We start from the raw sequence: 26,391 nt of genomic DNA on the forward strand, positions 1-26,391 counted from the left end.
AGGGGATAGCTGAGCCAAGCGACGGTTCACTGCCGCACAGGCAGCTTAGAAAAACTTTCCACTTGATGTAATGGGGCGGACTGAGTTCACTGCCGCACAGGCAGCTTAGAAAGGTTAGTCTGCCAGGAGACATCATTAACAGGAGTTCACTGCCGCACAGGCAGCTTAGAAAGACTGGGTTAGTCTGCCAGGAAACATCATTAAGTTCACTGCCGCACAGGCAGCTTAGAAATGTATCGCTCGGATATTCTTGAGCAGTTATGGGTTCACTGCCGCACAGGCAGCTTAGAAAGAAAGAATATCAAAAGATTCTAAAAAAACAACGTTCACTGCCGCACAGGCAGCTTAGAAACCTGGCCTCAGAAGGGTCCTGCTGTAGAGTTACGTTCACTGCCGCACAGGCAGCTTAGAAATATGGAGCGTGTTAAAGCTGTTGTTGATGAGCGTTCACTGCCGCACAGGCAGCTTAGAAATTGACGAGAAAATTACAACAAAGCTCCTCGAAGTTCACTGCCGCACAGGCAGCTTAGAAAAATGCGGATTTTCCGCGCATAAATCCCCTAATGTTCACTGCCGCACAGGCAGCTTAGAAATAAAAAATACGGTGATATTAAAGTTGATGATGGTTCACTGCCGCACAGGCAGCTTAGAAATTGACGAGAAAATTACAACAAAGCTCCTCGAAGTTCACTGCCGCACAGGCAGCTTAGAAACAACAAAATCAAGAGCTAAACCTAAGCTTTTAGTTCACTGCCGCACAGGCAGCTTAGAAATGATGATTCGACTGATTATATTGTTCCGCAGAGTTCACTGCCGCACAGGCAGCTTAGAATTTACATCTCCTCTTGGTTTTAAGTGCGTATCGTTCACTGCCGCACAGGCAGCTTAGAAAAAATACATTTTTAATTTCAAATGCTATGATTAGTTCACTGCCGCACAGGCAGCTTAGAAAATCAGACAAAGAATATGAGCATATATTTTCGGGTTCACTGCCGCACAGGCAGCTTAGAAAGGCATGATTCGTGCACATGATTTTTCTCGTTCGTTCACTGCCGCACAGGCAGCTTAGAAAAGGATCATTATCAAACTTTGCGCGAACCTTAGGTTCACTGCCGCACAGGCAGCTTAGAAAAAAAAACTAAGGAAGCCTTTATGATTAACGCAGTTCACTGCCGCACAGGCAGCTTAGAAAAAGCTTGCAGGGGATAATAACAGGTCATATAAGTTCACTGCCGCACAGGCAGCTTAGAAATGCTAAAGTTAGGGCAAAATTTGATAATGATCGTTCACTGCCGCACAGGCAGCTTAGAAAATGCTTGTCTTTTAGATGTCTTGCTAAAAGCCGTTCACTGCCGCACAGGTAGCTTAACAAACTAATCTTCAAAATTTTCCTTCTTAGCTTCATGGCCGTTAATGGCAATATTAGCGATACAGCCCAATCAATTCAGTATGAGGATTGCTGCTTTTGAGGCAATGGTATTATCTTCACTAATCAATGTGCTTGATGTTGTTCTAGAGATTGTGAAGTAGGGTAAAGACAGGTGGTTCGTAAAGGTTTTTTCGAGCATCTTGTCTAACTCATGATTAATTCCTGATGAGGTCATGATCATAAAGCGTGATTTTTTGAATTTTATATGGGAAGGCATTGTTTTTTTAGTGATTTTCCATGATTAAACGTAAATGATTGCATTTCGCATTTTTGTTTGAAATCTAGTGAATTGCAAATTACTCTCTCTTAAGAAAAATAATTGGTTGACTAGTTGATATGAATAACACTGATCTTAGGCGCGGCAAGTTAATGGCTCGTTAGCTTTTATAAGTTCGTATTTATTTGTAACGAATATTAAGTGAATCAGCAAAAAGAGTTTTGATTTTTTGGGGTTAAATACCTAGGAAATAAATTAGTGATAAAAAATAAATGACATTTTTGATAGAATTGGCGTTTTTCAGAAATAGTAAGGATAAAAAATGAAAATAAAGCAAACAGCTATGGCTTCGATATTAGGATTTTTAGGGCTCACAAGTTTTGCTGGCACTAAAGATTGGAACGGTACTTTTACTATAAAAAATAATAATGGTGATATTCAAACAGTAACCCATGCACCCAATTATGTTCAATATCTTTTTTTTAGTTCAAGAGGATGTCTGGTTTTTAAAAAAGGAGCTTCAATTAATGGAATGACATTTCAAGAGGATGTCGAGCTTTGTACCCACTCAAACATAGAAAGCTTTACCGGGGAAGTACAAAAAATGGGTTTGATCATTGATAAAAATATTACATTAGATTCCACTTATCAAGATTAAAAGTCAGGGTAACTGCCTCGTGGCGCACGATGCGGTTACCCTGGTTAAAAGTATTATGCTAAGGTCTCAAAGACGGTCCAATGCCGTTTCTTTGAAGTAGAACATATAATTCGTTGGGTTTCGATAGCTGTGGGTATAGTCATGTTACTAGTCCTTACTTGTTATTTTTGTTAATAACTAGTGGACCGATTTGATTGGGGGGCATTACAGATAGCACTTATCCTTAAGCGAAGTTGTTTTTCAATTTCAATCACAGCAAAAAATATAGCCCCAGTTATCACGATAATTACCCCATCCCAAAAAGGGATACTCTGAGTTGCAAATAGAGTTTGCAAGGGAGGGAGGTAGGTGATTGCAAACTGTGCCCCTGTAATTACAATGACTGACATCCACACCACTTTAGTTCCCTGTACTGCTTTCCATGTGAGTGAAGTGCTGTAAATGTTGCGAATATAAAACAGATGAAAAATTTCAAGGACAACTAAAGTATTCAAAGCGATCGTGTGGGCTAACTTAAGTGAATAACCTCGATCGAGCGCATAAAAATAGATACCGAAAACGCTACCGATAAATAAAATCGAAACTAAGATCATATGCCATACCAAACTGCCAGTAAGAAGTGGTTCATTTCGAGAACGCGGCGGACGGTCCATAGTTCCTTCTTCCGTGGGTTCGAAAGCCAAGGCAATCCCCAAAGTGATTGCGGTAATTAAGTTAATCCATAAAATCTGGATTGCTGTGACAGGTATGCTAAGTCCAAAGAGTATCGCTAAAATAATGGTCATTGCTTCGCCTGCATTAGTGGGTAAAGTCCAGCTAATGACCTTTTTAAGGTTGTCGTAAACAGTACGGCCCTCACGAACAGCAGCTACAATAGAGGCAAAATTGTCATCCACTAGTACAAATTCAGCTGCTTCTTTGGCGGCTTCACTTCCTTTCCTCCCCATGGCAATTCCTGCATCTGCTCGTTTTAATGCGGGGGCGTCATTCACTCCATCGCCAGTCATAGCTACAATCATCCCATTGGATTGCAGTGCCATGACAAGCCTTAGCTTATGTTCGGGACTTGTACGTGCAAAAATATCAGTTTCCAATACAGCATTTTTGAGTATCGCATCATCCATGTTATCCAAATCTAGGCCTGTTAATACTTTTTCTACGTTTCTAAGTCCTATTTGACGACCTATAGCTATTGCCGTCGCGGCATGGTCACCGGTAATCATTTTGACCCCAATACCTGCCGTATGGCATCGAGCTACCGCTGCAACCGCCTCAGGCCTAGGAGGATCAATTAGCCCAACCATTCCAAGTAACGTCAAATTGCAATCAACATCCGCGAACTCCAAAACAGTATGTTCTGGTTTTGCCTCTTTAACTGCAAAAGCGAGTACTCTCTGCCCTAGGGTGGCTACCTGTCCCATTTGTTCATTCCAGTAAGCTTCGTTTAGAGGCTGTACTTCTCCACTGGTGGTTTGTTGATTTTGACACATCTTTAAAATCTGTTCGGGTGCCCCTTTAACCAGGAGCAGCGCATGTTGCAAATGGTCATGATGGAGGGTGGCCATGAAACGATGCTTGGCATCGAAGGCTATTACATCGGTACGAACCCAGGCAGCATTTTCTTCTTGTTGAGTAAGCCCTATTTTACCTGCAAATGCAAGCAGGGCAGCTTCCATGGGATCGCCCTCCGCAATCCAATTACCTTCTTGTGAATGAAGTGCAGCATCATTACAAAGCACTGCAGCTCGCGCGAGTTGCTTAAGTAGAGGATATCCATCACAATCAATTACTTGCCCATCTAAAGTAACCGTTCCTTGGGGTTCATAGCCGATGCCAGCCAAAGTAAACAACTGGTTGTCGGTTAAAACTGAAGCAACAGCCATTTCATTAAGCGTCAGTGTGCCGGTTTTGTCGGTACAGATAACCGATACTGAGCCCAATGTTTCAATTGCGGGAAGGCGGCGTACAATCATCTGCCTTCGGGCCATCGCCTGCACGCCAAGGGCTAAGGCAATTGAAAGGACAGCAGGAAGACCTTCAGGAATTGCTGCAACAGATAAACCAACGATTACCATAAACAATTCCGCAAATGGATGATGCTGAACAAAATAGCCATAAACTAGGAGGAGTGCGGCAATCAGTAGAATGAATAAAGTGAGCCATTTTGCGAATTGTCCCATTTGTAGGACTAACGGTGTAGCCAAGGGTTCAATTGTTGATAACAGCCCGCTTATCTGTCCAATTTGGGTCGATGTCCCTGTGGCTACTACAATACCTTTGCCTTGGCCATTGGTTACCAAGGTTCCGCTAAAAGCCATGCAAAATCGATCGCCCAGTACTGCATCCCCAGGAATAGGATCGATGCTTTTTTCAATAGGAATCGATTCGCCTGTCAAGATGGCTTCCTGAATAGTGAGCCCATGAGATTTTATTAAGCGTAAATCTGCGGGAACCTTATCTCCGGCTTCTAAAAAGACAATATCGCCTGGCACAAGTTCTTCTCCAGCAACCCGTCGTCGCGTCCCGTCTCGTAATACAGTAGCAGTAGGAGACAACATTTTTCGAATCGCTTCCAGTGCTTTTTCGGCTTTTCCTTCCTGGATAAACCCAATCAGGGCATTGATGACGACAACGGCTAGAATAACCGTAGTGTCTACCCAGTGTTGCAAGAAGGAGGTCACTAATGCAGCCGCTAATAATACATATATCAGTATGTTGTGAAACTGGAGCAAGAAGCGGGAAAAAGCACTTTTTCTTTGGGGTTCTGGGAAGCGATTGAAACCATAAGATTTCAATCTGGTTTGAGACTCTTCGCTGTTTAGACCGGACTCTGTAGCATTTAACGTTGTAAGAGTTCCTTCTATAGATTGCTCATGCCAGCGTTGTTCTAAAAAGAGTTTTTTTTGTTTGGCCATATTAACATACTATTAAGTCACTTCTTGTTTAAGAACAAAGCCGGACAAAATACCTGGGCTAAATGGATTAATTTGATTTTGTGTTTTTAACACGTACCGGCCTGAGTTCCCATTCACTTCAAACAGGATTTGCAAGCTTGAGCTGTCATTGCCATCCACTAAGACGTTAACTTTCTGAAGCATCTTAAAGAAGGCCCATGGTCCTGTTTCCTCAAGTTCGTAGTGATTGCCTTCGATGGAATAGAGCATTAACCTCGCGTCGTTTTGGGGCCAGCTAAATTGCGTGTAAGAGTCGGAGTTTTGATTATCAGTAAGTTTGGTTTGACCGATGGTCAGTTGCAAATTCGAAACGACAGGATCTAAGCTAATTTTCTGTAAACTGAATTCAATTTTACTGGTCTCTGTATTGTTAGGGAAGAACATGTTGGAAATCACATTCGCCCGTATTAACTCATTAATAATATCGCTTGATATGGGTAACACATAGCCGTTTAACTCTTTGGGCTGCCATTGGGGTATTGAGGTATCTAAAAACGGTTTAATGTAATTATTGACAAATGAATTAAGCGTTCCGTGCGGCGAAAAGAAGTGATCAAAATCAGCAAGATTGACTTCGCTTGATTGTGAAGAATCCAAGGGATAACGATTGGCAATGGTTGTTTGGTATTCTCTGTAAACCATTTGTTGCCATTGCTTATTAAGGTAGTTTTTACTTTCATTAATAAAAATAAACCAAGTGTCATCGGCTAATTGTTTTGCCCAAGTTGAGACGGGTTCTGGAAGCTGTCGTGAACGGTTGTAGAGCATGCTCAACGGATCAGAAAGCGATCCTCCTTGAAACCTTGATTTGGTTAATTCAAAAGCTGTTCTGCCTTGGTCATTAATTAAAGAGAGTGTCGTCAAGAATTTTTCAAGCTCGTTAATATTCTGAGTTAATTCATTCGTAGCGGAAGCGGTCATTAAATTTAAATTAGTAAATTGATAAGCTACTTTTTCATTAAATCGGCTCGAGTTGTCACTGAGTTCTGGGCCAGTTTGCTGCTGAATAAGTTCAATCAATTTAGCGACGGCATTGGATTGATGCAAGCTTAAAGTCAATTTACGTGCTTGTTGATAATCTTGGTAATGCTGCGGCTGAGTATGGCGAATAAAATTCTGCCACCAAGTCACGTACTCATAGCTGTAAGCCTCTTCCAGTAAAGCGGGTAGATTATCAAGATCTTGGCGAGCAAGAACCCAATTTTCACGTTGTAGTTGAGTTGCAACTGTCGGAAGTTTGGCAACGACTTCTTTGAAGCCTTCTTTTGTGTAATAGTGAGGCAAATCTTGTGAGGCTAATTCAAAGCCTTCCACCGTAATTTTCTGTTTTTCTTGAGAAAAATGATTTTTAGCAAGTGAGTAATACAGGTAAGTAGCAGGCAAGGCATTGAGGTAATTGCGTGCGTCACTGACTATTTGTCGGTTAATAGGCAATGGTTGCATCGGTTGTTTTAACGCATTTTTCAGTAATACGAGTTGTTTATCGATGTTTTTCTGTTGATTATTGCCAGCCCAGTATTGCTTAAACCAATCAGTGACCTCTGATTCTGAATAATGCTCGGGTTCGGCAAGCATGAGATAAACTTTTAAGGCGTCATAGCGGGCTATTTGTGTCTGTACGGGATCGGAAATAATGCGCTCTATGTCGGCAAGCAATTCGGGTATGAAATTATCATATAATCGCTGCTTATTATTATTTTTCAGTTGTGCTTTCAAGTGCTCAATAGTGGGAACTGAAAAGAAATTAGTAGGAATTTGCTCAAGTTTGGAGGCTGCTAATGATAAATGATAGAGCGCCGATGTTTTCTCATTGGATTGACCAAGTAATGCTTCGTAAGTAAGCAATTCTTTGCTCGCCTCATCGAGCAGTTGTGTCGCTTTAAAGTGGTGGTAAGCAAGCCAGAGCAGCGACAAACCGACACCTCCGGCTGCGACACCCGCTAACCATTTCTGAGAAATACTGATTTGCGGAATGTAGCGCTTAGTTTGTTCCTGGAACGTTTTTAATGCACCTTCGATGAAATAAGCGCGGTAGTTATTCGATTGAGGAAATTTATCTTGCACCGTCAACGCATATTCATGCTGAATTTTTTTATTTAAACGATCAATACTAAGGCCGCCTTGTTCAGCGCTCGTAAAATAAATGGCTTTTAAACGAAAGAGTTGTAAAGGTAAATTTTGAATCAAAGACTGAACTGATACGCGTAGAGTTGTGAGTTGAAGAGGAAATTCCCTAATCAGAGTCCGTTTAACGGTTGAGCGAGCAGGATGCAATTTATTGATAATTTGTTGACCTAATAGCTCAAGCATTTGATCAAATTGATGGCGGTAATTTTCAAGTAATTTTTTTCTTAGCTTCGCATTATCCAAAGAAAAGCCCAAAGGCTTCGTTAAATCAGTGGGGTGATCGGACTGAAAGAAATCACAAAATCCAGCAACGGCATCCAATTTAGTCAGTAAAAGGGCAGTATCCACAGCATATCCTAAACCCTGACCAAACCGCTCAAGCAATTGAGCATGTGACTTGCAAAGCTCCAAAAGATGCACTGGCTCTGCGAGTAACAATTCACTTGAATCCACGCATAGGATGATTCCAGAAATTCGGACATTTCGATGGCAGCGGTTTAATTGTTTTAAAGTATAGCCAATCAAGTTTTCGGTTTGATTTAGCCAGGATTCACCGAGCTCTAAGATGACACCTTGCTGATTGTAAAAAAGATTAGCACTGGTTTCATTGTCGGCGGGATAGTGGGTAAAATTACTTTGACGCAGAAGGGTGGTTTTACCTTGATTTATTTTGCCCGTCATTAAGAGAAAAGAAATGGCATTGTGCTGCGGTTTTAAATGGCCAAAAATTTTTTTTAATGCGTCACAAAGCGCGCTTAACGATCTATCCATCAATCATCCAGTTTTGCGGTTACTGTATGTCCAAACTGAACTGTTCTAGCCTGCTTTTCCAAAAGAAGTTGACTGACAAAATAACTGGCTGTTAATACACTCAAAGCCACAATACTTACTGCCACTAAAGGTTTACGGTTTTTAGGAAAACTTTCAACGCCTTTTTGTTCGTTAAAGAGTCGATGCGATTTATTGACTCGATGTTGTTTAATCAGTTGATACAATTCTTCGAGCAAATTATCCAATACCTGTCTACCATCAGCTCGGCCATGCTGCTCACCTTCAAAGCCTGTAATAAGGCAATAATAAGCAAGTTCGAGTAAATCGAGGTATTGATTAGGTCTTTGTTTAATGTAGTTTACAATGTCAAAAAAACGGCTTTCAGGTCCTTTTTCCCCGTGCGATGAGGGAGTAAATGCTTGGAATTCAGCGGGTTTACCATAAAGTCTTAGGTAATTTTTACCAATCAATTCATCTATAGTCGCGCAAAGCAAATAATGCGCAATGGCATCAAATTCTTCGGTGTAAGCTTTGCTGTTCAAGCGGCTGTGAAACGCGCGCAATTCATGTTCAATGTTTTCACGAATACTATGAATGGGAGGTAACGACGGTGTCACATACAAACGCTCCACCAAAGAGAGAATCGGCCCTGCTGCTGCAACTAAAGGATTGGTCGTAAAAGGAGCAATAAATAATTTTGAACGATAATACCCTTGTGGCATTTTGTGGGTGCCAGGTAATGACAGTGGGCTGACAAAAGAGGCCGCAAGTTGCTCGGCAGCCATGGCTTTCACTCCAAGTGGTATCAAATCAAAATAAATGCTTAGCCCCTACCAAAAACAGCCGTATTTGGCGAAAAATCAGACGGTAAAGGCATAAAGAGTTCCTTGATAATACGTCATCTATATTGCCTTGTCGATAAGGGAAATCAAATAATGCAATGCTTACGTGTCAGAAAAATCGATTGTTTCTATACCCCTTGTGTTACCGAATACAGCCATCTACATTGTAGTTCCTTACGCAAACGATAACTAATGTCAATGATTGGACTTACAAAAGAAGGAAAGAGGAGTTTTTTGAGGGGGCGTTATGAGGTAAAATAGGTGCTCGTAAAAGCCTGAGTCAAATCTAATGTTTGCCAAATTAATTATTGCCTTAACGCCGATGGTTTTAGCGCTTCCTCTAGCTATGGATATCTATGTTCCAGCCATTCCTCACCTGACTAAAGATTTTCATGCCACTGACACGCAAATGTTAATGACTCTTAATTTATTCATGCTAAGTGCGGGTTTGATGCAGTTAGTGATTGGACCCATTTCCGATCATTTTGGTCGCAGGAGAATCGGTGTCCTCATGGCATTTTGTTTTGCTTTTGGCTCTGTCTATTGCGGATTAGCAACGAATGTGAATGAGCTGGTTGTTTATCGTGTCATTCAAGCTCTGGGTTCGTGTGGAATGATGGTGCTTGGTTTCGCTATAGTACGCGATCATTATGCTGGTGAAAGAAGTGCGAAGGCGTATAGCTTTCTTAACGGTATGATTTCGTTTTCTCCTATTTTCGCCACTTTTATTGGTAGTTATATTGATTTATATTGGGGATGGTCAGCGACTTTTTGGGCGTTATTAGTGGTGGCAATACCTGCTATCGGGACGGTGGGTTTTTGGTTAGAGGAAAGTTTACCAGCCAACAGACGAACGCGATTAACCACCCAGGTGTTTCGGCAATACATTCATGTCATTCGCAATCAAGAATTTGCAATTTATACGTTAGCTTCGGCTTTTGGCCATTGTTATTTTTATTTATTTTGCGCTTTATCGCCGTATTTAATCATTCGAACTTTAGAAATTCCACAAACCCAATACGGATTTTATTTTTGTTTTATGGGGATTTCATTGCTCATTGGCAGTTTTATTAGTGGTTCAATTGTTGAACGGTTAAGTATTTTTAAGACCTGTCTTTTGGGTTATGTTTTAAGTTTAATAGGGGGCTTATGGATGTTGATTTGGTATCTAGCCCAGGGTCTTAGCATTCATAATTTTATTTACCCCATGTTGTTAATTGGGATTGGGGGAACCTTTTGCATGGGCGCTGGGTCAGGGGGTGCGATGGCGCCTTTTGAAGAAGCCAAAGGAGCGGCGGCTGCAGCCGTAGGGGCTTTACGTTTCTTATTTGCAGGCATCGTCGGTTATTTTCTTATTACCAAAACCGTGAGCTCGACATTACCTTTAGCCATTCCGGCGGTGTTATTTAGTCTCATTGGTATCATCGTGCTTTTGTTAGCAAATAAAGAAACGGAAACTTCAATAGCTAATATTGATTAATGTAATCAATATATTCGATTTTACTTATGAATGTATTTCTCCTAAAGTTAGGGTATACCCACTTGAGGAGAGAAAAAATGATTAAAGTAGGCGATAAATTTCCTGAATTTCATCTTAAAGCTACTGTAAGCAATACCATGACAGACGCTTTTGCGGTGATTTCCAATGAGACTTATCAGGGCAAATGGTTAGTGGTGTTTTTCTGGCCGAAAGATTTCACGTTTGTTTGCCCCACTGAAATTGCTGAGTTTGGTAAACTCAATGAGGAATTCAGTGATCGCGATGCGCAATTATTAGGAGCAAGTATCGATAGTGAATTTGTGCACTTGGCGTGGCGAAATCAACATCCGGATTTGCATGAACTTCCTTTTCCCATGCTCGCTGACATTAAACGAGAGTTAACGCAAGCTTTAGGGATCCTTGATGAGCAGGAGGGCGTTGCGCAACGAGCCACTTTTATTGTGGATCCAGAAGGTATTACCCGTTTTGTGATGGTTACTGATCTCAATGTGGGGCGTAATCCACAAGAGGTTCTTCGTGTTTTGGATGCCTTACAGACCGATGAACTTTGCCCATGTAACTGGAAGAAAGGCGAAGAAACCATTCACGCCGCTTAAGAAGGATATAATCATGCTAGAGATTACTAAACAACAATTGCCCCCGTTTGCCAAGGACGTGCGTCTCAATTTGACTAAGGTATTGGATTTAACGCAAACGGATGGGTTAACTGAACAGCAAATTATCGGCTCAGCACTTGCTGTGGCGTATCATTTGGGTAATAAGTTACTCATCGCTGATTTACTCGAGCTTAACCAAGAAGAAAAAGTTGCAGAAGCGGCAAAACTGGCTGCTAGCCTGATGGCAATGACGAATATTTATTATCGATTTGTCCATTTAAGCGAGCATAAAGAACTCACTCAAGTTCCGGCAGGTCTTCGTATGCAAGGGATGATGAATCCCGGTATCGATCGCTTAACCTTTGAAACATTTTCACTTGCGGTATCGATTTTAAATGGTTGTGGTGCCTGCATGAGTGCGCATACTAGGCAATTACAAGAGCAAGGGATATCAGCGCACGCACTAGCGCGGATTGGACGTATTGCTGCTGTGATTCATGCAGCGCATGTGTGTCTCGATTTGTGAGCGCTCAACTTCAATCGTGCAAAGTGAGTGTACCCCTGAGCGATAGATTACTCGGGGGATTATTATAAGCGCTCTCTGTTTCCCGAGGCTTTTTTATTGAGAATCTTGGTAATTTTGTCAGGTGGGACGGGTTTACTTAAGAAGAAACCCTGTATGCCATCGCAATTTTTCTCTTTTAAGAAATTAATTTGTTTTTGAGTTTCGACGCCTTCCGCTAAGACTTGAAAATTGAAACTACGGGCCATTGCAATAATGGCTTCAATAATCACTTCGTCGCTTCGTGATTTTGATATATTTTGCACAAATGATTGATCGATTTTTAAGCGATCAAAATGCAGTTTTTTAAGATAATTTAAGCTTGAATTTCCTGTACCAAAATCATCCAGAACAATTTGCACGCCCAGTTTTTTAATCTGTTGAATCATTTGCTGAATTTCAATATGGGTGATAATGACATTTTCAGTGATTTCAAGTTCTAAGTATTGAGGGTCCACGTCATATTGCTTCAAATAGCTTTCCAATGTAGTGGCGAAATGGGTTTGCTTGAGTTGCTGGGTGGTTACATTGATTGAAATACGGACTAAAGGGAGATTGTTTTTCTTCCAACTGCTTAGTTGCTCACAGACTTGCTGGATGACCCATTCACCAATAGGCACAATAAGGCCGGTTTCCTCAGCAATGGGGATAAAATCGAGAGGTAAAATTGTCCCTTTTTGCGGATGTTGCCAACGCAGGAGTGCTTCTACGCCAACCAGATAATTTTCTTCCATATCAAACTGAGGTTGATAAAGTAAGAAAAATTCGTGATTAGCAATGGCTCGTCGTAATTCAGCTTCTTGCTGTAAGCGTTTGCCAAGATCTTGATTTAATTTTGGGATATAAAATTTAAATTGATTGCCCCCTTGTTCTTTAGCATTGTACATGGCTAAGTCTGCATTTCTCAAAAGGGTATTTATTTTTTTGCCGTCACTGGGATAAAGGCTAATGCCGATGCTCGTGGAAATTGGAATTTCGCGGCCAGCAATGTAAAAGGGTTGATTGAAAGACGTAAGTACTTTTTGGGCAACATTCACGACACTTTCGTTGTTGGCAAGTTCGGGGATAATCATGACAAATTCGTCACCACCTAATCGAGCTAGTGTGTCTTCTTTGCGTAGCACTGCTAAGAGCCGCTTTGACACGGCAAGCAGTAATTCATCGCCCACTTTGTGACTTAAGCTGTCATTAATCAATTTGAAACGATCCAAGTCGAGAAAGAAGATAGCAAAGCGTTTTTTTCGGCGAATGGCTGAGGCAATGGATTGTTGAATGCGATCGATAAGTAACACGCGATTGGGCAAATCAGTTAATGAATCATGAGTGGCCTGATGTTCCAATTTTAGTTCTAGAAAGGCGCGTTCAGTGATGTCATGGAAACTCCATACTCTTCCTACAGTGGTGGTATTGACTTGATGTGGTTGTGAATAACATTCAATGATTTTTTCTTTCTTTTTAAATTGCAAAAGAATAAGACTGGGATCATCAATATGATCGTAAAGTCGATTAATTAGCTCGAGGTACTCTTTCGGTTTTTGTAACTTATTCAACATAAAGGCGAAGAGTAAATTGGCGTCTTTTGATTCTAAAATAGACCGAGGAACATTCCATATTTTTATAAACTGTTGATTGTAATCAACAATTTTTTCAGATAAATCCACCACTAAAATGCCGTTAGTGGAGGACTCAATGGTTGCTCTGAGTAAAGAAAGCGATTGTTGCAATGATTCAGTGCGCTCATTGACAATTCGATGAAGCAATTCAGTGTGGTTTTTCGATTCCCTTGCTAATAGCCATTTGCGCGTTAATACACACGCAAGTTGTCTTACTGCTATTTTATCGAAGGGTTTTTTTAGAATAAGTAGGTTATCACTGACGCCTAATTTTTGTACGGTTTCCTCCCAAGAATAATCCGAATAAGCGGTGCAGATTACAATTTGAATGTCCTTATCAATTTCCCAGATTCGCATGATGGTTTCGAGTCCATCCCAGCCTGGGGGCATTCGTATATCAACAAAAGCGAGAGCGTAAGGTTTTCCCTGTTCTAAAGCGTATTTTATTTTTTCAACGCCTTCATGCCCCTGTTCTGCGGAATCAATTTCAAAATTAGGCAGTAAATTATTTTGACTCATTGAATTATTTTTACCAAATAATTCTTCGTCCAGCTGTTCAAAAGCCTGAGAATGTCCGCTAGCAGTTAGCACTTTTTTAAAATCCTGATGAATCGCAGGATTGTCATCAATCACTATAATGCGTAGATCCTCACTCATTGAACTATTCCCTCATTGCCTTGCGTTTCTGATGGCAAAGTCAAAATAAACTTAGCCCCTTTTCCAATGCCTGCACTTTCCGCTCTGAGCGAGCCACCCATATCCTGAGCTGACAAGGCGCTACTATGTAAACCAAAACCATGACCATTTTCTTTAGTAGTAAAGCCAAATGAAAAAATGCGTTCAAGCTGTTCTGGAGAAATGCCTATCCCGTTATCGATGATTTGAATATCCACTTTTTGTGGTTCTTTACCATCAACAATAAACTCTATTTTCTTTTCTTTGACATTTAAGTTTTTTAAAACGGCATCTTTTGCATTTTGGATTAGATTAACAAGAATTTGCAGTAGCTTAGATTTATCCGCAATAATATCAATAGATTCGATACTTTTTATATCAATTTTAATGAACTTATCTTGAGAAGGTTTAGATGACATTTGTAAAGCTGTGTCTATCAAGTCAGGGATAAAAATTTTCTCTGGTAAGCTCGATTTTCCACCAATAGACTGTTGAGTGGATACAATGTCTTTAATGTGTTGTAAATCCCTTTCAATGCTTTCCATTTCCATCTGATTTTTATGATGATTATTTTCAATTAATTCAGAGAGAGCAATCAGGTACTCAGGAATTAATTTTCCTTTACTGTCGTGGGTTATATAGGTGGCAAGATCATGAAGATTTTCTCTAATCATATTGACGACTTTAAAAAGTTTATCATAATAGGGTTGTGACATATCTTCTTTTAATACATTAAGAGAAATATTGGAGCTATTGAGTATGTTGCCTATATTATGCAAAATGGTGGTGGCAACCTCTGACATACCAGCTCGGCGTGCGGTGATTAATAGTTTCTGATTTAATTCTTTAATCTTAGCTTCTGTTTTTTTATCCTGATTGATGTCAATAATAATTCCTGTTAGTTGGTTTACTTGATCTTGATAATGAGCAATTACACGATACCAACCATAATCATTTTCACGGTTTTTAATCCTTATTTCGCATTCAAAATTCACTTTATCAAATAAAGATCTGTGCATTAAGTGTTGAAAGTTTTCTTGATCATCTTCGTGAATAAATTGTAAAAATTCTTTATAAGTAAATACTGGTTTTAATGGGTTTAAATTAAAAATATTATAAAGCTCATTAGAACCGAAAATATAATCTGAATTACCATCATATTGCCAATAACAAAGGTGGCCTATATGCTGTGCATTCTCAAGTTTTTCATTCAAAAGCATCATTTCTTTAGAAGAAATTTCCATTGAGCGCTCTAATAAATACCTGTCTTGGTCATTTTCTTGATAAGTTTTATTAATGTGGGAAAGAAATTCTTGCCATTTGCCTAAATCTTTAGGTAGTTCATCAATGCTAAATTCAGTACGGCTGAGTTGTCTTTTTAGCAATTTATGAATTTCCATAATTCTCCTCAATTCATAACTAATCAAATTCAGCATACGTTGTTAAGGTCATGGTTTGATTATGTAACTTACATTCTGGTGTAACGAGTGGTGATAATTCACCGTAAGAATAAAATCCTATTTGTGTTGAACCGGCAGGAAATGATTCTAAAGTGGATTCGGTTTCCTCCTCTGTGCGTTCTCCCAACAATAATCGGCGGCCCACACAACTGATACTCACAATAAGGGCCGGCTCTATGGATTTATTTTCCCTCTGTATTTTTTTCATCGCTGTTTCTCCTGCCTCACTGGCACTTGTTATCAAGCGATCAAAATTAGCTCGCATTAATTGTGCATGGTAACCAGCGGGCATATCACCAGCAAAAATAAGTGATTGCGATTCCTCATCCACTCCCAAAATAGTGCGCACAAGGGGAGTGCATTCATTTGAAGTCATGTCTCTAATAGCCAAAGGATACAATAAACCTGAAGCGGGCAAGTCAGCTGCTCTTTCACCCAAGTACTCTTTGTAAAGTTGTAAGGCAGGTCGATGATCTAATTCGTAAAGAATATTCTTGGAAGAGCGGGTAATGCGACGTAATGGGCCAAAAATATCCCATCCTCCTTTAGAACCATGGCCGATATGGATGTGATTACCATAAAATCCAGCAGCGATGACATGGTCGGTGATGATATCACCATTAAAAATGGTCCAGGTGTGTTTGAAATCACTGCCATCTCCGGCCAATCCGCCTGTAATCACCAACGAATCTGGGGCTAATGAGTTCAATCCCTTGACCAATTCTGAACCATTGATTTTTAAACCATCGGATAAGACGAAAATGCCGCTGAGTTCATCATTTAACAATTGCTGGGTAATTGATTCCCCTGCGGCAAAAGAATCTTCGTTGCTGTTTACTTTTGCTTTAGCAATTTTAATTTTCGTTTTGTCGAATTTGGCAACCACAACAGAAAGGCTATGATCAAAAATATGGGCCCCAAAAATTTCTCCTGCACTGGAACAACCCAAGATTTTAGATTTTTTGTAGGCGCCTGCTATTTCTTTTATTGGCTGAGGATCACGCAAAAACTCGGGCGACGCAAAAATCAGAATTAAAGTTTGTTCAGAATCTAACTGAGGGAAGTGATCTAAGCTCCAACCCGTTTTTGGCAAATATTGAAAGGCTTGCACTTCCATGATTTCTCCATACATGAGGTTTCGTACTACTCGAGGTTTAGTGTTTTCTAATAGTATGGTATAAAAACTCGTTTTCGGCCAAATAGAGCTGGGCTAAAATAAGATAAATAATTTATTCATGATAATTCTCAAAAGCTTTATACTGATTTATTAAGATCTTTTAACGTGAGTGTTCATGGAACTAAGAATTGACAATACTCCCTTTAAGGCTATTTTTCAGCCTCTCGATTTAGGATTTACTCAGCTAAAAAATCGGATATTAATGGGGTCAATGCATACTGGTTTAGAAGAAGAGAAAGAGGGATTGCATCGGTTGGCTGCTTTTTATCGCGAAAGAGCGCAAGGAGGAGCAGCACTCATTGTTACAGGTGGTTTTGCGCCTAACCGGGCGGGACGTTTGGCGCCTTTCGCCGCTAAACTCACTTCAAGCAAAGAACAGCAGCGCCATGAGCTTGTTACACATACTGTACACGAAGCGGGGGGTAAAATTGCATTGCAAATCCTGCACGCAGGCCGTTATGGTTATCATCCCTTTATTGTAGCGCCTAGCGCGATAAAATCGCCCATTAGTCCGTTTAAGCCTTGGGAGATGAGTAAGCGGCGGGTGATTAAAACCATCAAACACTTTGCTCGCTGTGCTCGCCTAGCCAAAGAAGTGGGCTATGACGGTGTGGAAATCATGGGCAGTGAAGGCTATCTGATCAATCAATTTATTGTAACCCATACGAATCAGCGAAAGGATGAGTGGGGAGGCAGCTTTATCAACCGCATGCGTTTTCCAGTCGAAGTAATGCGTGCAGTACGTGAAGCGGTAGGTAACGATTTTGTGATTATCTATCGGCTGTCGATGTTGGACTTAATTGCAGACGGTTCGAGTTGGGAAGAGGTTGTTCTTCTTGCCAAAGCGATTGAAGAGGCGGGAGCCACACTTATCAATACGGGTATTGGTTGGCATGAGGCGCGTATACCCACTATTGCAACGATGGTGCCTCCTGCTGCCTTCACGCAAATCACAAAACGCCTTAAACCTGAAATCACTATTCCTTTGATCACCTCAAACCGCATCAATACTCCTAAGCTTGCTAATGAGCTGCTTGAAGCAGGAGTGGCGGATATGGTATCCATGGCGAGGCCGTTCTTAGCGGATCCTCGCTTTGTCGAAAAAGCAAAACGAGGAGAAAGTGAGGCAATAAATATCTGTATTGCTTGCAATCAAGCCTGTCTTGATAGGGTTTTTGTTAATAAACCCGCTTCTTGTCTTGTTAATCCACGCGCTTGCAATGAGACCGAGCTGGTTTATCAAACTGTACATCATCCTAAGCAAATTGCGGTGGTGGGTGCCGGGCCTGCAGGGCTTGCATTCGCGGCAGTTGCGGCGGAGCGCGGGCATAAAGTGACCTTGTTTGAAAAATCGAGTGGTTTAGGTGGACAATTTAATTTAGCAAAAAAAATTCCAGGTAAGGAAGAGTTTCAAAACACCATCAATTATTTTAACTATCAGTTACAAAAATATCAGGTCGATATTCGCCTAAATACCGCCGCAGATCTTGATGCTTTAAAAGAATTCGACGAAATTGTTTTGGCAACTGGGATTACCCCCCGTATTCCGGAGATTGAAGGCCTTAACCATGAAAAAGTGATGACTTATATAGAGCTTATTCAAGGGCATAAGTCGCCAGGACATCGAGTGGCTGTTATTGGAGCAGGGGGAATTGGATTTGATGTGGCTGAATTACTGACTCATGAAGCCCAGGAAAGTAAGCAACAGTTTTTCGATGAATGGGGAATTGATATTAATATGGAACACCGTGGTGGAATAAAGCAAGCAGAAATTGGCCAAAGTCCTCGAGAAGTTTATTTATTGCAGCGCAAGAAAGAAAAACATGGGAAACGATTAGGGAAAACGACGGGTTGGATTCATCGATTAAGTTTAAAACACAAACACGTTAAAATGCTTGCAGGGGTTCAATATGAGCGTATCGATGACGAAGGGCTGCACATTCGGATCGATGATAAACCACAACGATTGGCTGTTGATTCTGTGGTCATTTGCACAGGACAAAATGAGTTACGAGCGTTGTATGAACCCCTAAAAGAGGCTGGCTTGGTGGTTCATCTTATTGGTGGCGCATTTAAAGCCTTAGAGCTTGATGCGCGTCATGCCATTGATCAGGCTTGTCGTTTGGCTGCTTTGATTTAGGTCGACTCTTAAGCGAGCAAGTGTAAAGAGAGTAAAAACAATGAACAACCAAGAGAATTTCGTGAGATTTTGAACTAAAATTCCCCTTATCTTTCACTGCTGAAGAAGCTCGGGAAAAATAAATTTCGTGCATCAGGATGCTTATTTTGTTATTATACTGAGCAAATTTTACATTACTTAGACCCTTTTTTACTTATTCCTTTAGCTATTTGGATTTTTTATGACACAAGAATTAGCGAACTTCGCTGACCTCAATTTATCAGAAACATTGTTAAAAGCGCTTGAAGAGATGAAATTTAAGACTCCATCTCCAATTCAGGCAAAAACGATTCCTCTTTTGTTGCAAGGCTGTGATGTGATAGCTCAAGCACAAACAGGTACTGGAAAGACCGCTGCGTTTGCCTTACCTATCCTGCAGCGTTTGTCGGTCAAATCGCCAGCAACACAAGCCTTAATTTTAGCTCCGACGCGCGAGTTAGCGATTCAGGTGGCTGAGCAATTTGAACTATTGAGCGCTCACCAAAACATTACCGTGTCTGTGCTTTGTGGTGGCCAAGATTACCGAAGACAGCTCAAGCAGCTACGTGAGGGTGCTCAGGTGGTGGTTGGCACACCTGGTCGAATTTTAGATCATATTGAACGAGGCACATTGCAATTAGATCAACTATCCACATTCATCCTTGATGAAGCTGATGAGATGTTACGGATGGGGTTTATCGAGGATGTCGAAGCCATTCTCGCGAAACTACCCGCGGCAAAGCAAATGGCTTTGTTTTCCGCAACAATGCCTTATCGGATCCGTCAAATCGCGAACAGTTATTTAAATGAACCCGTTTCTGTGGAAATTCGTGCGGAAACAGCAACCGTGAAAAGCATTGAACAACGCTTTTTATTTGCTTCAGGGGCTCAGAAGCCTGATGCTTTATTGCGTGTATTAGCAGTCGAAGATTATCAAGGAGTGATTGTTTTTGTCCGCACTAAAAGCAGTACTGAAGAGGTGGCTGAAATATTGCAGCAACAAGGCTATCGTGCTATGGCTATTCACGGTGATATCACTCAAGCCTTACGCGAGCGAATCATTGCTCAATTTCGACAAGGCGCAATTGATATTCTGGTAGCAACAGACGTAGCAGCCCGTGGTTTGGATGTGGAGCGCGTTACGCATGTGATCAACTATGACATTCCCCATGATTGCGAAACGTATGTGCATCGGATAGGCCGTACTGGTCGAGCTGGACGCAGCGGCGTGACTGTTTTATTTGTAACTCCCAAAGAATCGCGAATATTAAACCTTATTGAACGCCATACCCGTCAGCGGATAGAAAAAATAGCCGTACCTAATGATCATATGATTCAAGTGGCACGTCAGCAACGATTCATGACGAACATTAGTTCACGGTTACAGCATGAAAATTTACCTGCTTACCGTCGCATTATCGAAGAGTTTATTAAGCAAAACGAAGCTTCAGCGGTTGATGTTGCGGCTGCACTCGCTTTAATGCTCAATCAGGATAAACCTTGGCAACAAGATTTGCCTAAACTATCACGTTCTACTGCGAAAGAACCACGGGCCAGTCGCGATGAAGCAAGAGCGAGCCGTGGAGCAAGCGAGCGAAAGGGGGATAAAAAACATTTTCGTGATGATTATCCACAAGAACTCTTTCGTATCGATGTTGGTCGAGTACATGGTGTAAAGCCAGGGAATATCGTAGGCGCCATTGCGAATGAAGCGGGGCTACAAAGTCGTTATATTACTGGATTGAAAATACATGACGACCATTCAACGGTGCGACTACCTAAAGGTATGCCGAAAGAAGTATTCCAAGGGCTTAATAAAGCATGGGTTTGCGGAAGGCAATTAAAGCTCACTTCATTGGGTGCTGCTAACGGTAGCTAAGCAAAAAGCTTTAGCAGAAAATGCTAAATAGGTGGGTTAAATGTTTTTAACCTACCACGCTATCATATCCTCTTTTTATTTTTTAAGAGAAAGGACATGTTTTTAAAATACATAGTAGACCTTGAAATCCTCATCCAAGAGGCTCGAAAGAAGTATTCCGAAAGACAACTGACCAAAGCGAATGAGGTGCTTAAGAATGTATTCGGATTGTTAAATCAACAAGATTATTATACGGATGAAATTGAAATCGATTCTTTGCGTGGAAGCGGGCAATACGCAAAGCGATTGAGCTTGGTAATTCATGATTATTGTGATTTGATAAACAAAATCTATTTTACGCAAACTTATGGTCTATTAAAGGATTGTAATCGCTTAATTTCAGAAGGAAATCTAGCTCAGGCAGGAGTACTTCTTAATACGGTTAAAAAACAAGCCAATAAATTATATCAATTTTATGTCAATGCCTTGCAGAGTGGTTTGGAAAGTGCCCCTGCCTACATTGATTTTCCACAAGCGCTTTATTATTTGAAACATCATATCCGGGAATCAGAAGAACATCATAGTCAAGTTTTCGCGAAAAAAGTTTGCAATAATTTTATGAATTTTGCAGCGAATCAATCTGCTTTGGGCCTTGATTTGTCTTTTAGAGCTCAGTCCACTAATGGCAGAAACCGCTACTGCCAGTTTTCTCCTGCCAGCGTACCCTTCTCAGAAAGCTTCGTAGAAGATTTAGTTGATCAAACCGAGTTCGGGATGAACTAAGAATAATAGCCACCCACTCTTTTCTCCACGTCCGGCAGTAAGCCGAAGGACGTGGAAATAGGGAGATTTCTATTACTTAGGTAACTTGCTTGAGTATAGTTGCTGTTTTTGATTTATAGCGCCATAAGAAACCTACCAATGCGCTTAAGCAAGCACCCACTACCGCACAATACGGAATCATGACTAATGATCCATAATAAGAATCCAGCGTATAAAGTCTTAAACCCTCTTTACTCATTTCTCCAGCCCAAGTTGAGTCCATCAAATAACCGATGACTGTATGGAAAAAAGAACCACCCAACATATTAATGCAGTTCAGAAATGCGACGGTAACGCCTAATAGTTTAGGATCAACCAATTCTGCACCGGCAGCAAATACAATGACTTGGTAACAACACAAGTTTCCAATGATAAAGAACAGGCTTGCGAACAAATACCAGTTGTATTCTGTTATTGAAAGCATTAGCAAAAAGGTGAGAGCCATAAGAAGACCCGCCGCAGTAATGACCACATAATGGCCCAAGCGATTGCTAAAAAAGGCGAGCAACGGGCCGCCGCATAACATGCCAACAAAAATAAATGAAACTAACTGAGCGGCTTCATTTTTAGGTAAATGAAAAGCGGTCATCAGGTAAGAAACACCCCAGACATCGGCAAATCCTTCAAGTGAACCCACCATAAGGAAATTAGCAATTGCTAACAGCCATATGAGGGGGGAAGAAAGCAGTCTACTAAAATAATTTAATTTGAACTGATTCTCTGACTGTCCAGAAACATTTTTGGGGGTGGATAAGAAAAAATAAACCGTAATGCCCAATAGGATAGCAGTGGTAGCCAGTACAAACGCTACAGTTTGCCAGCTGTAGTTGGTAATAAAAAGGCTGACTGGTTTTCCGCCATAAATTGCGCCTAGAAGGCCAAAAGTAAACGACAAACCTATCATTTTGGCATAGCGATTTTTAGGAAACCATTGAGAGACAACCTTTGATACTCCAAGGAAACCGACAGCAGATCCAGCACCCACTAAAAAGCGGCTTAGACAAGCGAGATACCAATTGCTGGTATAGGTGAAAATCAACGTAGCCAAACCACACATGAGCGCAAAAAGACAAACAACCGAGCGTGCGCTATAGCGTTCAAGAAGAATAGCAACGGGAATTTGCATGCCAGAATAACCGTAATAATAAAGGGCAGCAAGAAAACCAAAATGACTGGCATCAATGGAAAATTGACCCATAATTTGTTGCATCATTAAGCCAGGCCATAGACGCAAAATGAATTGATAAGCAAAAAAAAGTAGAGGAAAAAGCCACATTAGATAAGGCATATAATCTCGTTTTGAGTAAGGCATCAGTCACCTCATTGCTTGAGTGTTTTTAAGGAGTTTGAGAATAATGTGTTATAGGTATGGGTATAAGAATCGGCTATTCAGCCGATAATTGGGAAAGAGATAATAGCGATGATAGTGAATAGGGTATGTTGCATTCTTAACAGATTAAATATGCTTATAAATGGACTATAACGTATTTTTTATAATCATGGAAGCTTTATTAGGCAAATGGGGCAACCTTATTCAATTGATTTATAGGAAAGTGCACTCATTCAGCTCACCCCAAGCTAATGTCGAGCTTGTAATAATTCCTGTAAGGCTTTTGGCAGGAGTGATTGTGCTTTTTTAGTTATTGCATTTTCATGTTTTTGCCATAACGTGCCAAGATAAATGATCATTAAACCAATTAATGAAAGTGCAATGGGAAAAAGCAAACTATCTTTGAAAATTTCTGATGCTAAATGGCCTAAATAAATGCAACATCCTAAGGCACCAAAAATCACGAATACTCTTCTCATGAGAATGACGCCTATGCCTATCATTAGTACGTTTAAGCACAGGTAAATGAATTTTGTTATTTCGCTATCCGAATGTTGACACGTTAAGCCACCCCAAAAAGCCATAACGCCAAATAAATACAACCAAAATGCGTAATCGGCAGAATGCCGCGATTGGAGATCGGTCCAAAACGCAATTAAAATCATGAGTAAGCCAAAATACATTGATACTTTAGCACCGAGTTCGAAGGAATAATGATCCCCTGTGATCATTGACGTCAGATCCATGGATAAGTACCAGAGCGTCACGGCAATAGGCATTACCATGAAAGGGTAACGATAAATCCATGCTAAAATGATCCCTACAATTAATGTACCCAATTCCATAAAAATCCAGTGCCATTTAATGTAACTATGGTATTCGCGATAAGGCGTATCGTCTGGCCACCAACCCATCCCTCGTTGAAGCCCATAAATGGCCAAAGGAGTTAACGCAATCACAAAAGTGGCGCATATCCCTGCGGGTAATATGAGATTTTTATTCTTAAATAAAGAGGATAAATATAAACCGATCGCTGCATAGAGCAATGAGAGTCCTAAAATTCCCCATCCACCAAAGTGTTCCCAACCAAGATTCATAAAGAGTGTCATTGCTCCTATAGCGATTAGTCCTCCTAAATAATAAAGTACGTTTGTCATATTAAGAGCTGGGCCTTGATCAGGCTGATTTTCAATAAAGCGAAAGAGAGCATCAGCCTGTTCTTCGGTAATAATTTTTGCTGCTACAGCTTTGGCCAAAAGCGAGCGAGATAGTTTCATTGGAGAAGCTCCAATTACAGTAGATTAAATTAAAGTATAGGGGGATTGTGGATAAAAATTTCAACTGAGAGGATAGTGAGTGGTATTGTCGCCCCGAACGTAGTGAGGGATCTCTTGGATGGAGTTACTGCCAAGAGTCGGGAGGTCCTTCGCTTTTGCTCAGGATGACGGTGGTATTGTCGTTACTGCCAAGAGTCGGGAGGTCCCTCGCTTTTGCTCGGGATGACGGTGGTATTGTCGTCCTGAGCGAAGCGAAGGATCTCCTTGGTGGCGTTACTGCCAAGAGTCGGGAGGTCCTTCGCTTTTGTTCGGGATGGCAGTTGTTGTCGTCCCGAACGTAGTGAGGGACCTCCTGGATGGAGTTATTGCCAAGAGTCGGGAGGTCCCTCGCTTTTGCTCGGGATGACGGTGGTATTGTCGTCCTGAGCGAAGCGAAGGATCTCCTTGGTGGGGTTATTGCCAAGAGTCGGGAGGTCCTTCGCTTTGCTCAGGATGACGGTGGTATTGTCGTTACTGCCAAGAGTCGGGAGGTCCTTCGCTTTGCTCAGGATGACAGTTGTTGTCGTCCCGAACGTAGTGAGGGATCTCCTGGATGGAGTTACTGCCAAGAGTCGGGAGGTCCTGCGCTTTGCTCAGGATGGCAGTTGTTGTCGTCCCGAACGTAGTGAGGGATCTCCTGGATGGAGTTATTGCCAAGAGTCGGGAGGTCCCTCGCTTTTGCTCGGGATGACGGTGGTATTGTCGTCCTGAGCGAAGCGAAGGATCTCCTTGGTGGAGTTACTGCCAAGAGTCGGGAGGTCCTTCGCTTTTGTTCGGGATGGCAGTTGTTGTCGTCCCGAACGTAGTGAGGGATCTCCTGGATGGAGTTACTGCCAAGAGTCGGGAGGTCCCTCGCTTTTGCTCGGGATGACGGTGGTTTTGTCGTCCTGAGCGAAGCGAAGGATCTCCTTGGTGGGGTTACTGCCAAGAGTCGGGAGGTCCTTCGCTTTGCTCAGGATGACGGTGGTATTGTCGTTATTGCCAAGAGTCGGGAGGTCCCTCGCTTTTGCTCGGGATGACAGAGGTTTTTGTCGTCCCGAACGTAGTGAGGGATCTCCTCGATGAGGTTATTGCCGAATGATTTGTTTTACCCTCCAAATGTCATGGAGTTGTCCTTTATAAATGGGCAGGAGCTATTCAGATACTCACACTGTAAAAAAAATTGATTGCTTTAGGTGTTTAGATTTTGTATATATTATACTTCCAAGTTGTTTCATTGAATCAATTAATAACCATTAATAAGGTTACAGATGAAAGCCCTATTTATTTTGTTTGCCTTGCTTTTTTCAGGCTTAATTCAGGCGCAGAGCTTACCGCTAAATAATATTGTCGTTTTTGGTGATAGCCTGTCTGACAATGGGAACCTTTACGAATACATGGGGCATAAGATACCGCAGTCCCCACCTTATTTTGCGGGACGTTTTTCCAATGGTCCTATTTGGGTTGAACGCCTAGCTGAGTCGTATTTTTCAACAAATCCCAATAGTCATCTTCTCGATTATGCATTCGGTGGTGCGGGTATATCCGATGAAGAGAGTGATGTTTTAATGACTTTAAAGCGCGAGCTTGATATTTATTTAAACGCCCATCAAGGTAGAGCCAGTGAAAGTAGCTTATACATCGTTTGGATTGGTGCCAATAATTACATTGGTTTACCAAGCAACATGGAAGAGTCGCTTGCGCAAGTGAATCGAGGGATTGTGGCAGGTTTGAAACGTTTAGTTGATTCTGGTGCAAAATACATCATGGTGGTTAATATCCCTGATCTGGGTAGAACACCTATCGCATCTGACCTTGAAGCAAGAAAAATACTTTCCAATTTTAGCAAACGGCATAATGCACTCCTTTTTGACTCAGTCAGCGAGCTTCAGCAAACTTACCCTGAGGTAAAGTTGATGTTTTACGATGTGAAATCAAAAATGAATGCGTTACTGGAGTCACCTGAAAGTTATGGATTTACTAATATTGTCGACACTTGCTATGCTGCCCAGATTAATAAATCCTTGGGTCATTCCATTTTACACATTGCTGCCGATGTAAAATTGAAAGCCGATGATGATATCTGTAAAGGTTATTTATTTTTCGACCCTGTCCATCCCACGGCACCAGCGCATAAGATGTTAGCTGAAAACGCCAAAGCTATTTTGGATTCAGAAGGCGTTCAGTTTGGAGAATAAGGGAATCAGTTGCTTTTAATTTCGCGAAAGTCAGTGGCTGTGTTGAATACCAATCAACCAAAAAACACCTGGCTTTAATGTTTTCGAGAGCAACCATGATTATCTATCTATGCGCAATACGCTGGTTGTTTATTTGCATGGATGGATG

The 26,391-nt window shown here is 41.3% G+C and carries 18 protein-coding genes and 1 CRISPR repeat array (1 of these 19 only partly in view); of the genes, 10 read left to right on the forward strand and 8 right to left on the reverse strand.

The window, feature by feature from the left end:
- A CRISPR array of direct repeats spans positions 1-1,372; the repeat unit is 28 nt; unit sequence GTTCACTGCCGCACAGGCAGCTTAGAAA; it begins 96 nt to the left of the window's first position.
- Between the two features lie 596 nt (positions 1,373-1,968).
- Positions 1,969-2,304, forward strand: coding sequence for a hypothetical protein (locus tag B5D33_RS08050; protein WP_058450966.1), 336 nt, complete (start codon positions 1,969-1,971; stop codon positions 2,302-2,304).
- 170 nt (positions 2,305-2,474) lie between these two features.
- On the opposite strand, the gene B5D33_RS08055 is transcribed toward B5D33_RS08050, so the two are convergent.
- Genes B5D33_RS08055 through icmH form a run of 3 tightly spaced genes read right to left on the reverse strand, consistent with a single transcriptional unit; the run spans position 2,475 to position 8,941 of the window.
- Positions 2,475-5,219 (reverse strand): cation-transporting P-type ATPase, encoded by a 2,745-nt coding sequence (locus tag B5D33_RS08055; protein WP_058450965.1) that lies wholly within the window; start codon positions 5,217-5,219, stop codon positions 2,475-2,477.
- A gap of 12 nt (positions 5,220-5,231) precedes the next feature.
- Positions 5,232-8,156 (reverse strand): type IVB secretion system protein IcmF, encoded by a 2,925-nt coding sequence (icmF, locus tag B5D33_RS08060; protein WP_058450964.1) that lies wholly within the window; start codon positions 8,154-8,156, stop codon positions 5,232-5,234.
- Positions 8,156-8,941 (reverse strand): type IVB secretion system protein IcmH/DotU, encoded by a 786-nt coding sequence (icmH, locus tag B5D33_RS08065; RefSeq protein WP_058450963.1) that lies wholly within the window; start codon positions 8,939-8,941, stop codon positions 8,156-8,158. Before icmH ends, icmF begins: the two co-directional genes overlap by 1 nt.
- Positions 8,942-9,287: 346 nt before the next feature.
- Between icmH and B5D33_RS08070 the strand changes: the two genes are divergently transcribed.
- The 3 genes from B5D33_RS08070 to B5D33_RS08080 all read left to right on the forward strand — a co-directional run bounded on the left by B5D33_RS08070 (position 9,288) and on the right by B5D33_RS08080 (position 11,621).
- The gene (locus tag B5D33_RS08070; RefSeq protein ID WP_058450962.1) at positions 9,288-10,478 is read left to right on the forward strand and encodes a multidrug effflux MFS transporter; all 1,191 of its coding nucleotides are present in this window, start codon (positions 9,288-9,290) and stop codon (positions 10,476-10,478) included.
- Between the two features lie 77 nt (positions 10,479-10,555).
- On the forward strand, positions 10,556-11,095 hold the full coding sequence (locus tag B5D33_RS08075) for a peroxiredoxin (protein WP_058450961.1): 540 nt from the start codon (positions 10,556-10,558) through the stop codon (positions 11,093-11,095).
- A 13-nt stretch (positions 11,096-11,108) separates the two neighbouring features.
- The gene (locus B5D33_RS08080; protein ID WP_058450960.1) at positions 11,109-11,621 is read left to right on the forward strand and encodes a carboxymuconolactone decarboxylase family protein; all 513 of its coding nucleotides are present in this window, start codon (positions 11,109-11,111) and stop codon (positions 11,619-11,621) included.
- A gap of 62 nt (positions 11,622-11,683) precedes the next feature.
- Here the strand turns inward: B5D33_RS08080 and B5D33_RS08085 are convergent, their stop codons facing one another.
- The 3 genes from B5D33_RS08085 to B5D33_RS08095 are packed head-to-tail and all read right to left on the reverse strand — an operon-like array spanning position 11,684 to position 16,522.
- Positions 11,684-13,927, reverse strand: a complete 2,244-nt coding sequence (locus B5D33_RS08085) for a GGDEF/EAL domain-containing response regulator (RefSeq protein ID WP_058450959.1) — start codon at positions 13,925-13,927, stop codon at positions 11,684-11,686.
- Positions 13,924-15,345 carry a sensor histidine kinase gene (locus B5D33_RS08090; RefSeq protein WP_058450958.1) on the reverse strand — a complete coding sequence of 474 codons (1,422 nt, stop codon included), beginning with the start codon at positions 15,343-15,345 and terminating at the stop codon, positions 13,924-13,926. Before B5D33_RS08090 ends, B5D33_RS08085 begins: the two co-directional genes overlap by 4 nt.
- 19 nt (positions 15,346-15,364) lie before the next feature.
- A complete protein-coding gene (locus B5D33_RS08095; RefSeq protein WP_058450957.1) occupies positions 15,365-16,522 on the reverse strand; it encodes an FIST signal transduction protein in 1,158 nt (385 codons plus the stop codon).
- A gap of 175 nt (positions 16,523-16,697) precedes the next feature.
- On the opposite strand from B5D33_RS08095, the gene B5D33_RS08100 reads away from it, so the two are divergent.
- From B5D33_RS08100 to B5D33_RS08110, 3 genes are all read left to right on the forward strand, one after another.
- Complete coding sequence (locus B5D33_RS08100; protein ID WP_058450956.1) at positions 16,698-18,722, forward strand: NADPH-dependent 2,4-dienoyl-CoA reductase; 2,025 nt, start codon at positions 16,698-16,700, stop codon at positions 18,720-18,722.
- A 220-nt stretch (positions 18,723-18,942) separates the two neighbouring features.
- Positions 18,943-20,619 (forward strand): DEAD/DEAH box helicase, encoded by a 1,677-nt coding sequence (locus B5D33_RS08105; RefSeq protein ID WP_058450955.1) that lies wholly within the window; start codon positions 18,943-18,945, stop codon positions 20,617-20,619.
- A gap of 96 nt (positions 20,620-20,715) precedes the next feature.
- Complete coding sequence (locus tag B5D33_RS08110) at positions 20,716-21,381, forward strand: hypothetical protein (RefSeq protein WP_058450954.1); 666 nt, start codon at positions 20,716-20,718, stop codon at positions 21,379-21,381.
- Positions 21,382-21,457: 76 nt separating this feature from the next.
- Here B5D33_RS08110 and B5D33_RS08115 read toward each other — a convergent pair whose 3' ends face one another.
- A complete protein-coding gene (locus B5D33_RS08115; protein ID WP_058450953.1) occupies positions 21,458-22,732 on the reverse strand; it encodes an MFS transporter in 1,275 nt (424 codons plus the stop codon).
- 266 nt (positions 22,733-22,998) lie between these two features.
- Complete coding sequence (locus B5D33_RS08120; RefSeq protein WP_058450952.1) at positions 22,999-24,027, reverse strand: hypothetical protein; 1,029 nt, start codon at positions 24,025-24,027, stop codon at positions 22,999-23,001.
- 356 nt (positions 24,028-24,383) lie between these two features.
- Here B5D33_RS08120 and B5D33_RS08125 point away from each other — a divergent pair, with 356 nt between their 5' ends.
- From B5D33_RS08125 to plaA, 3 genes are all read left to right on the forward strand, one after another.
- A complete protein-coding gene (locus tag B5D33_RS08125; protein WP_078767384.1) occupies positions 24,384-24,692 on the forward strand; it encodes a hypothetical protein in 309 nt (102 codons plus the stop codon).
- A gap of 195 nt (positions 24,693-24,887) precedes the next feature.
- Positions 24,888-25,085, forward strand: a complete 198-nt coding sequence (locus B5D33_RS08130; protein WP_078767385.1) for a hypothetical protein — start codon at positions 24,888-24,890, stop codon at positions 25,083-25,085.
- Between the two features lie 231 nt (positions 25,086-25,316).
- The gene (gene plaA / locus B5D33_RS08135; RefSeq protein ID WP_058451207.1) at positions 25,317-26,243 is read left to right on the forward strand and encodes a GDSL family lysophospholipase PlaA; all 927 of its coding nucleotides are present in this window, start codon (positions 25,317-25,319) and stop codon (positions 26,241-26,243) included.
- Positions 26,244-26,391 lie beyond the last annotated feature (148 nt).

This window comes from Legionella maceachernii, assembly GCF_900167045.1.
Lineage (GTDB): Bacteria > Pseudomonadota > Gammaproteobacteria > Legionellales > Legionellaceae > Tatlockia > Tatlockia maceachernii.

What these genes read in the sequence shown, in the direction of transcription:
- B5D33_RS08130 (WP_078767385.1), top strand. Translation starts at nt 24,888, where the DNA reads ATGGAGTTACTGCCAAGAGTCGGGAGGTCCCTCGCTTTTGCTCGGGAT.
- B5D33_RS08090 (WP_058450958.1), bottom strand. Translation starts at nt 15,345, where the DNA reads ATGGAAATTCATAAATTGCTAAAAAGACAACTCAGCCGTACTGAATTT.
- icmH (WP_058450963.1), bottom strand. Translation starts at nt 8,941, where the DNA reads ATGGCTGCCGAGCAACTTGCGGCCTCTTTTGTCAGCCCACTGTCATTA.
- B5D33_RS08085 (WP_058450959.1), bottom strand. Translation starts at nt 13,927, where the DNA reads ATGAGTGAGGATCTACGCATTATAGTGATTGATGACAATCCTGCGATT.
- icmF (WP_058450964.1), bottom strand. Translation starts at nt 8,156, where the DNA reads ATGGATAGATCGTTAAGCGCGCTTTGTGACGCATTAAAAAAAATTTTT.
- B5D33_RS08120 (WP_058450952.1), bottom strand. Translation starts at nt 24,027, where the DNA reads ATGAAACTATCTCGCTCGCTTTTGGCCAAAGCTGTAGCAGCAAAAATT.
- B5D33_RS08050 (WP_058450966.1), top strand. Translation starts at nt 1,969, where the DNA reads ATGAAAATAAAGCAAACAGCTATGGCTTCGATATTAGGATTTTTAGGG.
- B5D33_RS08110 (WP_058450954.1), top strand. Translation starts at nt 20,716, where the DNA reads ATGTTTTTAAAATACATAGTAGACCTTGAAATCCTCATCCAAGAGGCT.
- B5D33_RS08115 (WP_058450953.1), bottom strand. Translation starts at nt 22,732, where the DNA reads ATGCCTTACTCAAAACGAGATTATATGCCTTATCTAATGTGGCTTTTT.
- B5D33_RS08055 (WP_058450965.1), bottom strand. Translation starts at nt 5,219, where the DNA reads ATGGCCAAACAAAAAAAACTCTTTTTAGAACAACGCTGGCATGAGCAA.
- B5D33_RS08105 (WP_058450955.1), top strand. Translation starts at nt 18,943, where the DNA reads ATGACACAAGAATTAGCGAACTTCGCTGACCTCAATTTATCAGAAACA.
- B5D33_RS08100 (WP_058450956.1), top strand. Translation starts at nt 16,698, where the DNA reads ATGGAACTAAGAATTGACAATACTCCCTTTAAGGCTATTTTTCAGCCT.
- plaA (WP_058451207.1), top strand. Translation starts at nt 25,317, where the DNA reads ATGAAAGCCCTATTTATTTTGTTTGCCTTGCTTTTTTCAGGCTTAATT.
- B5D33_RS08070 (WP_058450962.1), top strand. Translation starts at nt 9,288, where the DNA reads ATGTTTGCCAAATTAATTATTGCCTTAACGCCGATGGTTTTAGCGCTT.
- B5D33_RS08080 (WP_058450960.1), top strand. Translation starts at nt 11,109, where the DNA reads ATGCTAGAGATTACTAAACAACAATTGCCCCCGTTTGCCAAGGACGTG.
- B5D33_RS08125 (WP_078767384.1), top strand. Translation starts at nt 24,384, where the DNA reads ATGGAGTTATTGCCAAGAGTCGGGAGGTCCCTCGCTTTTGCTCGGGAT.
- B5D33_RS08075 (WP_058450961.1), top strand. Translation starts at nt 10,556, where the DNA reads ATGATTAAAGTAGGCGATAAATTTCCTGAATTTCATCTTAAAGCTACT.
- B5D33_RS08095 (WP_058450957.1), bottom strand. Translation starts at nt 16,522, where the DNA reads ATGGAAGTGCAAGCCTTTCAATATTTGCCAAAAACGGGTTGGAGCTTA.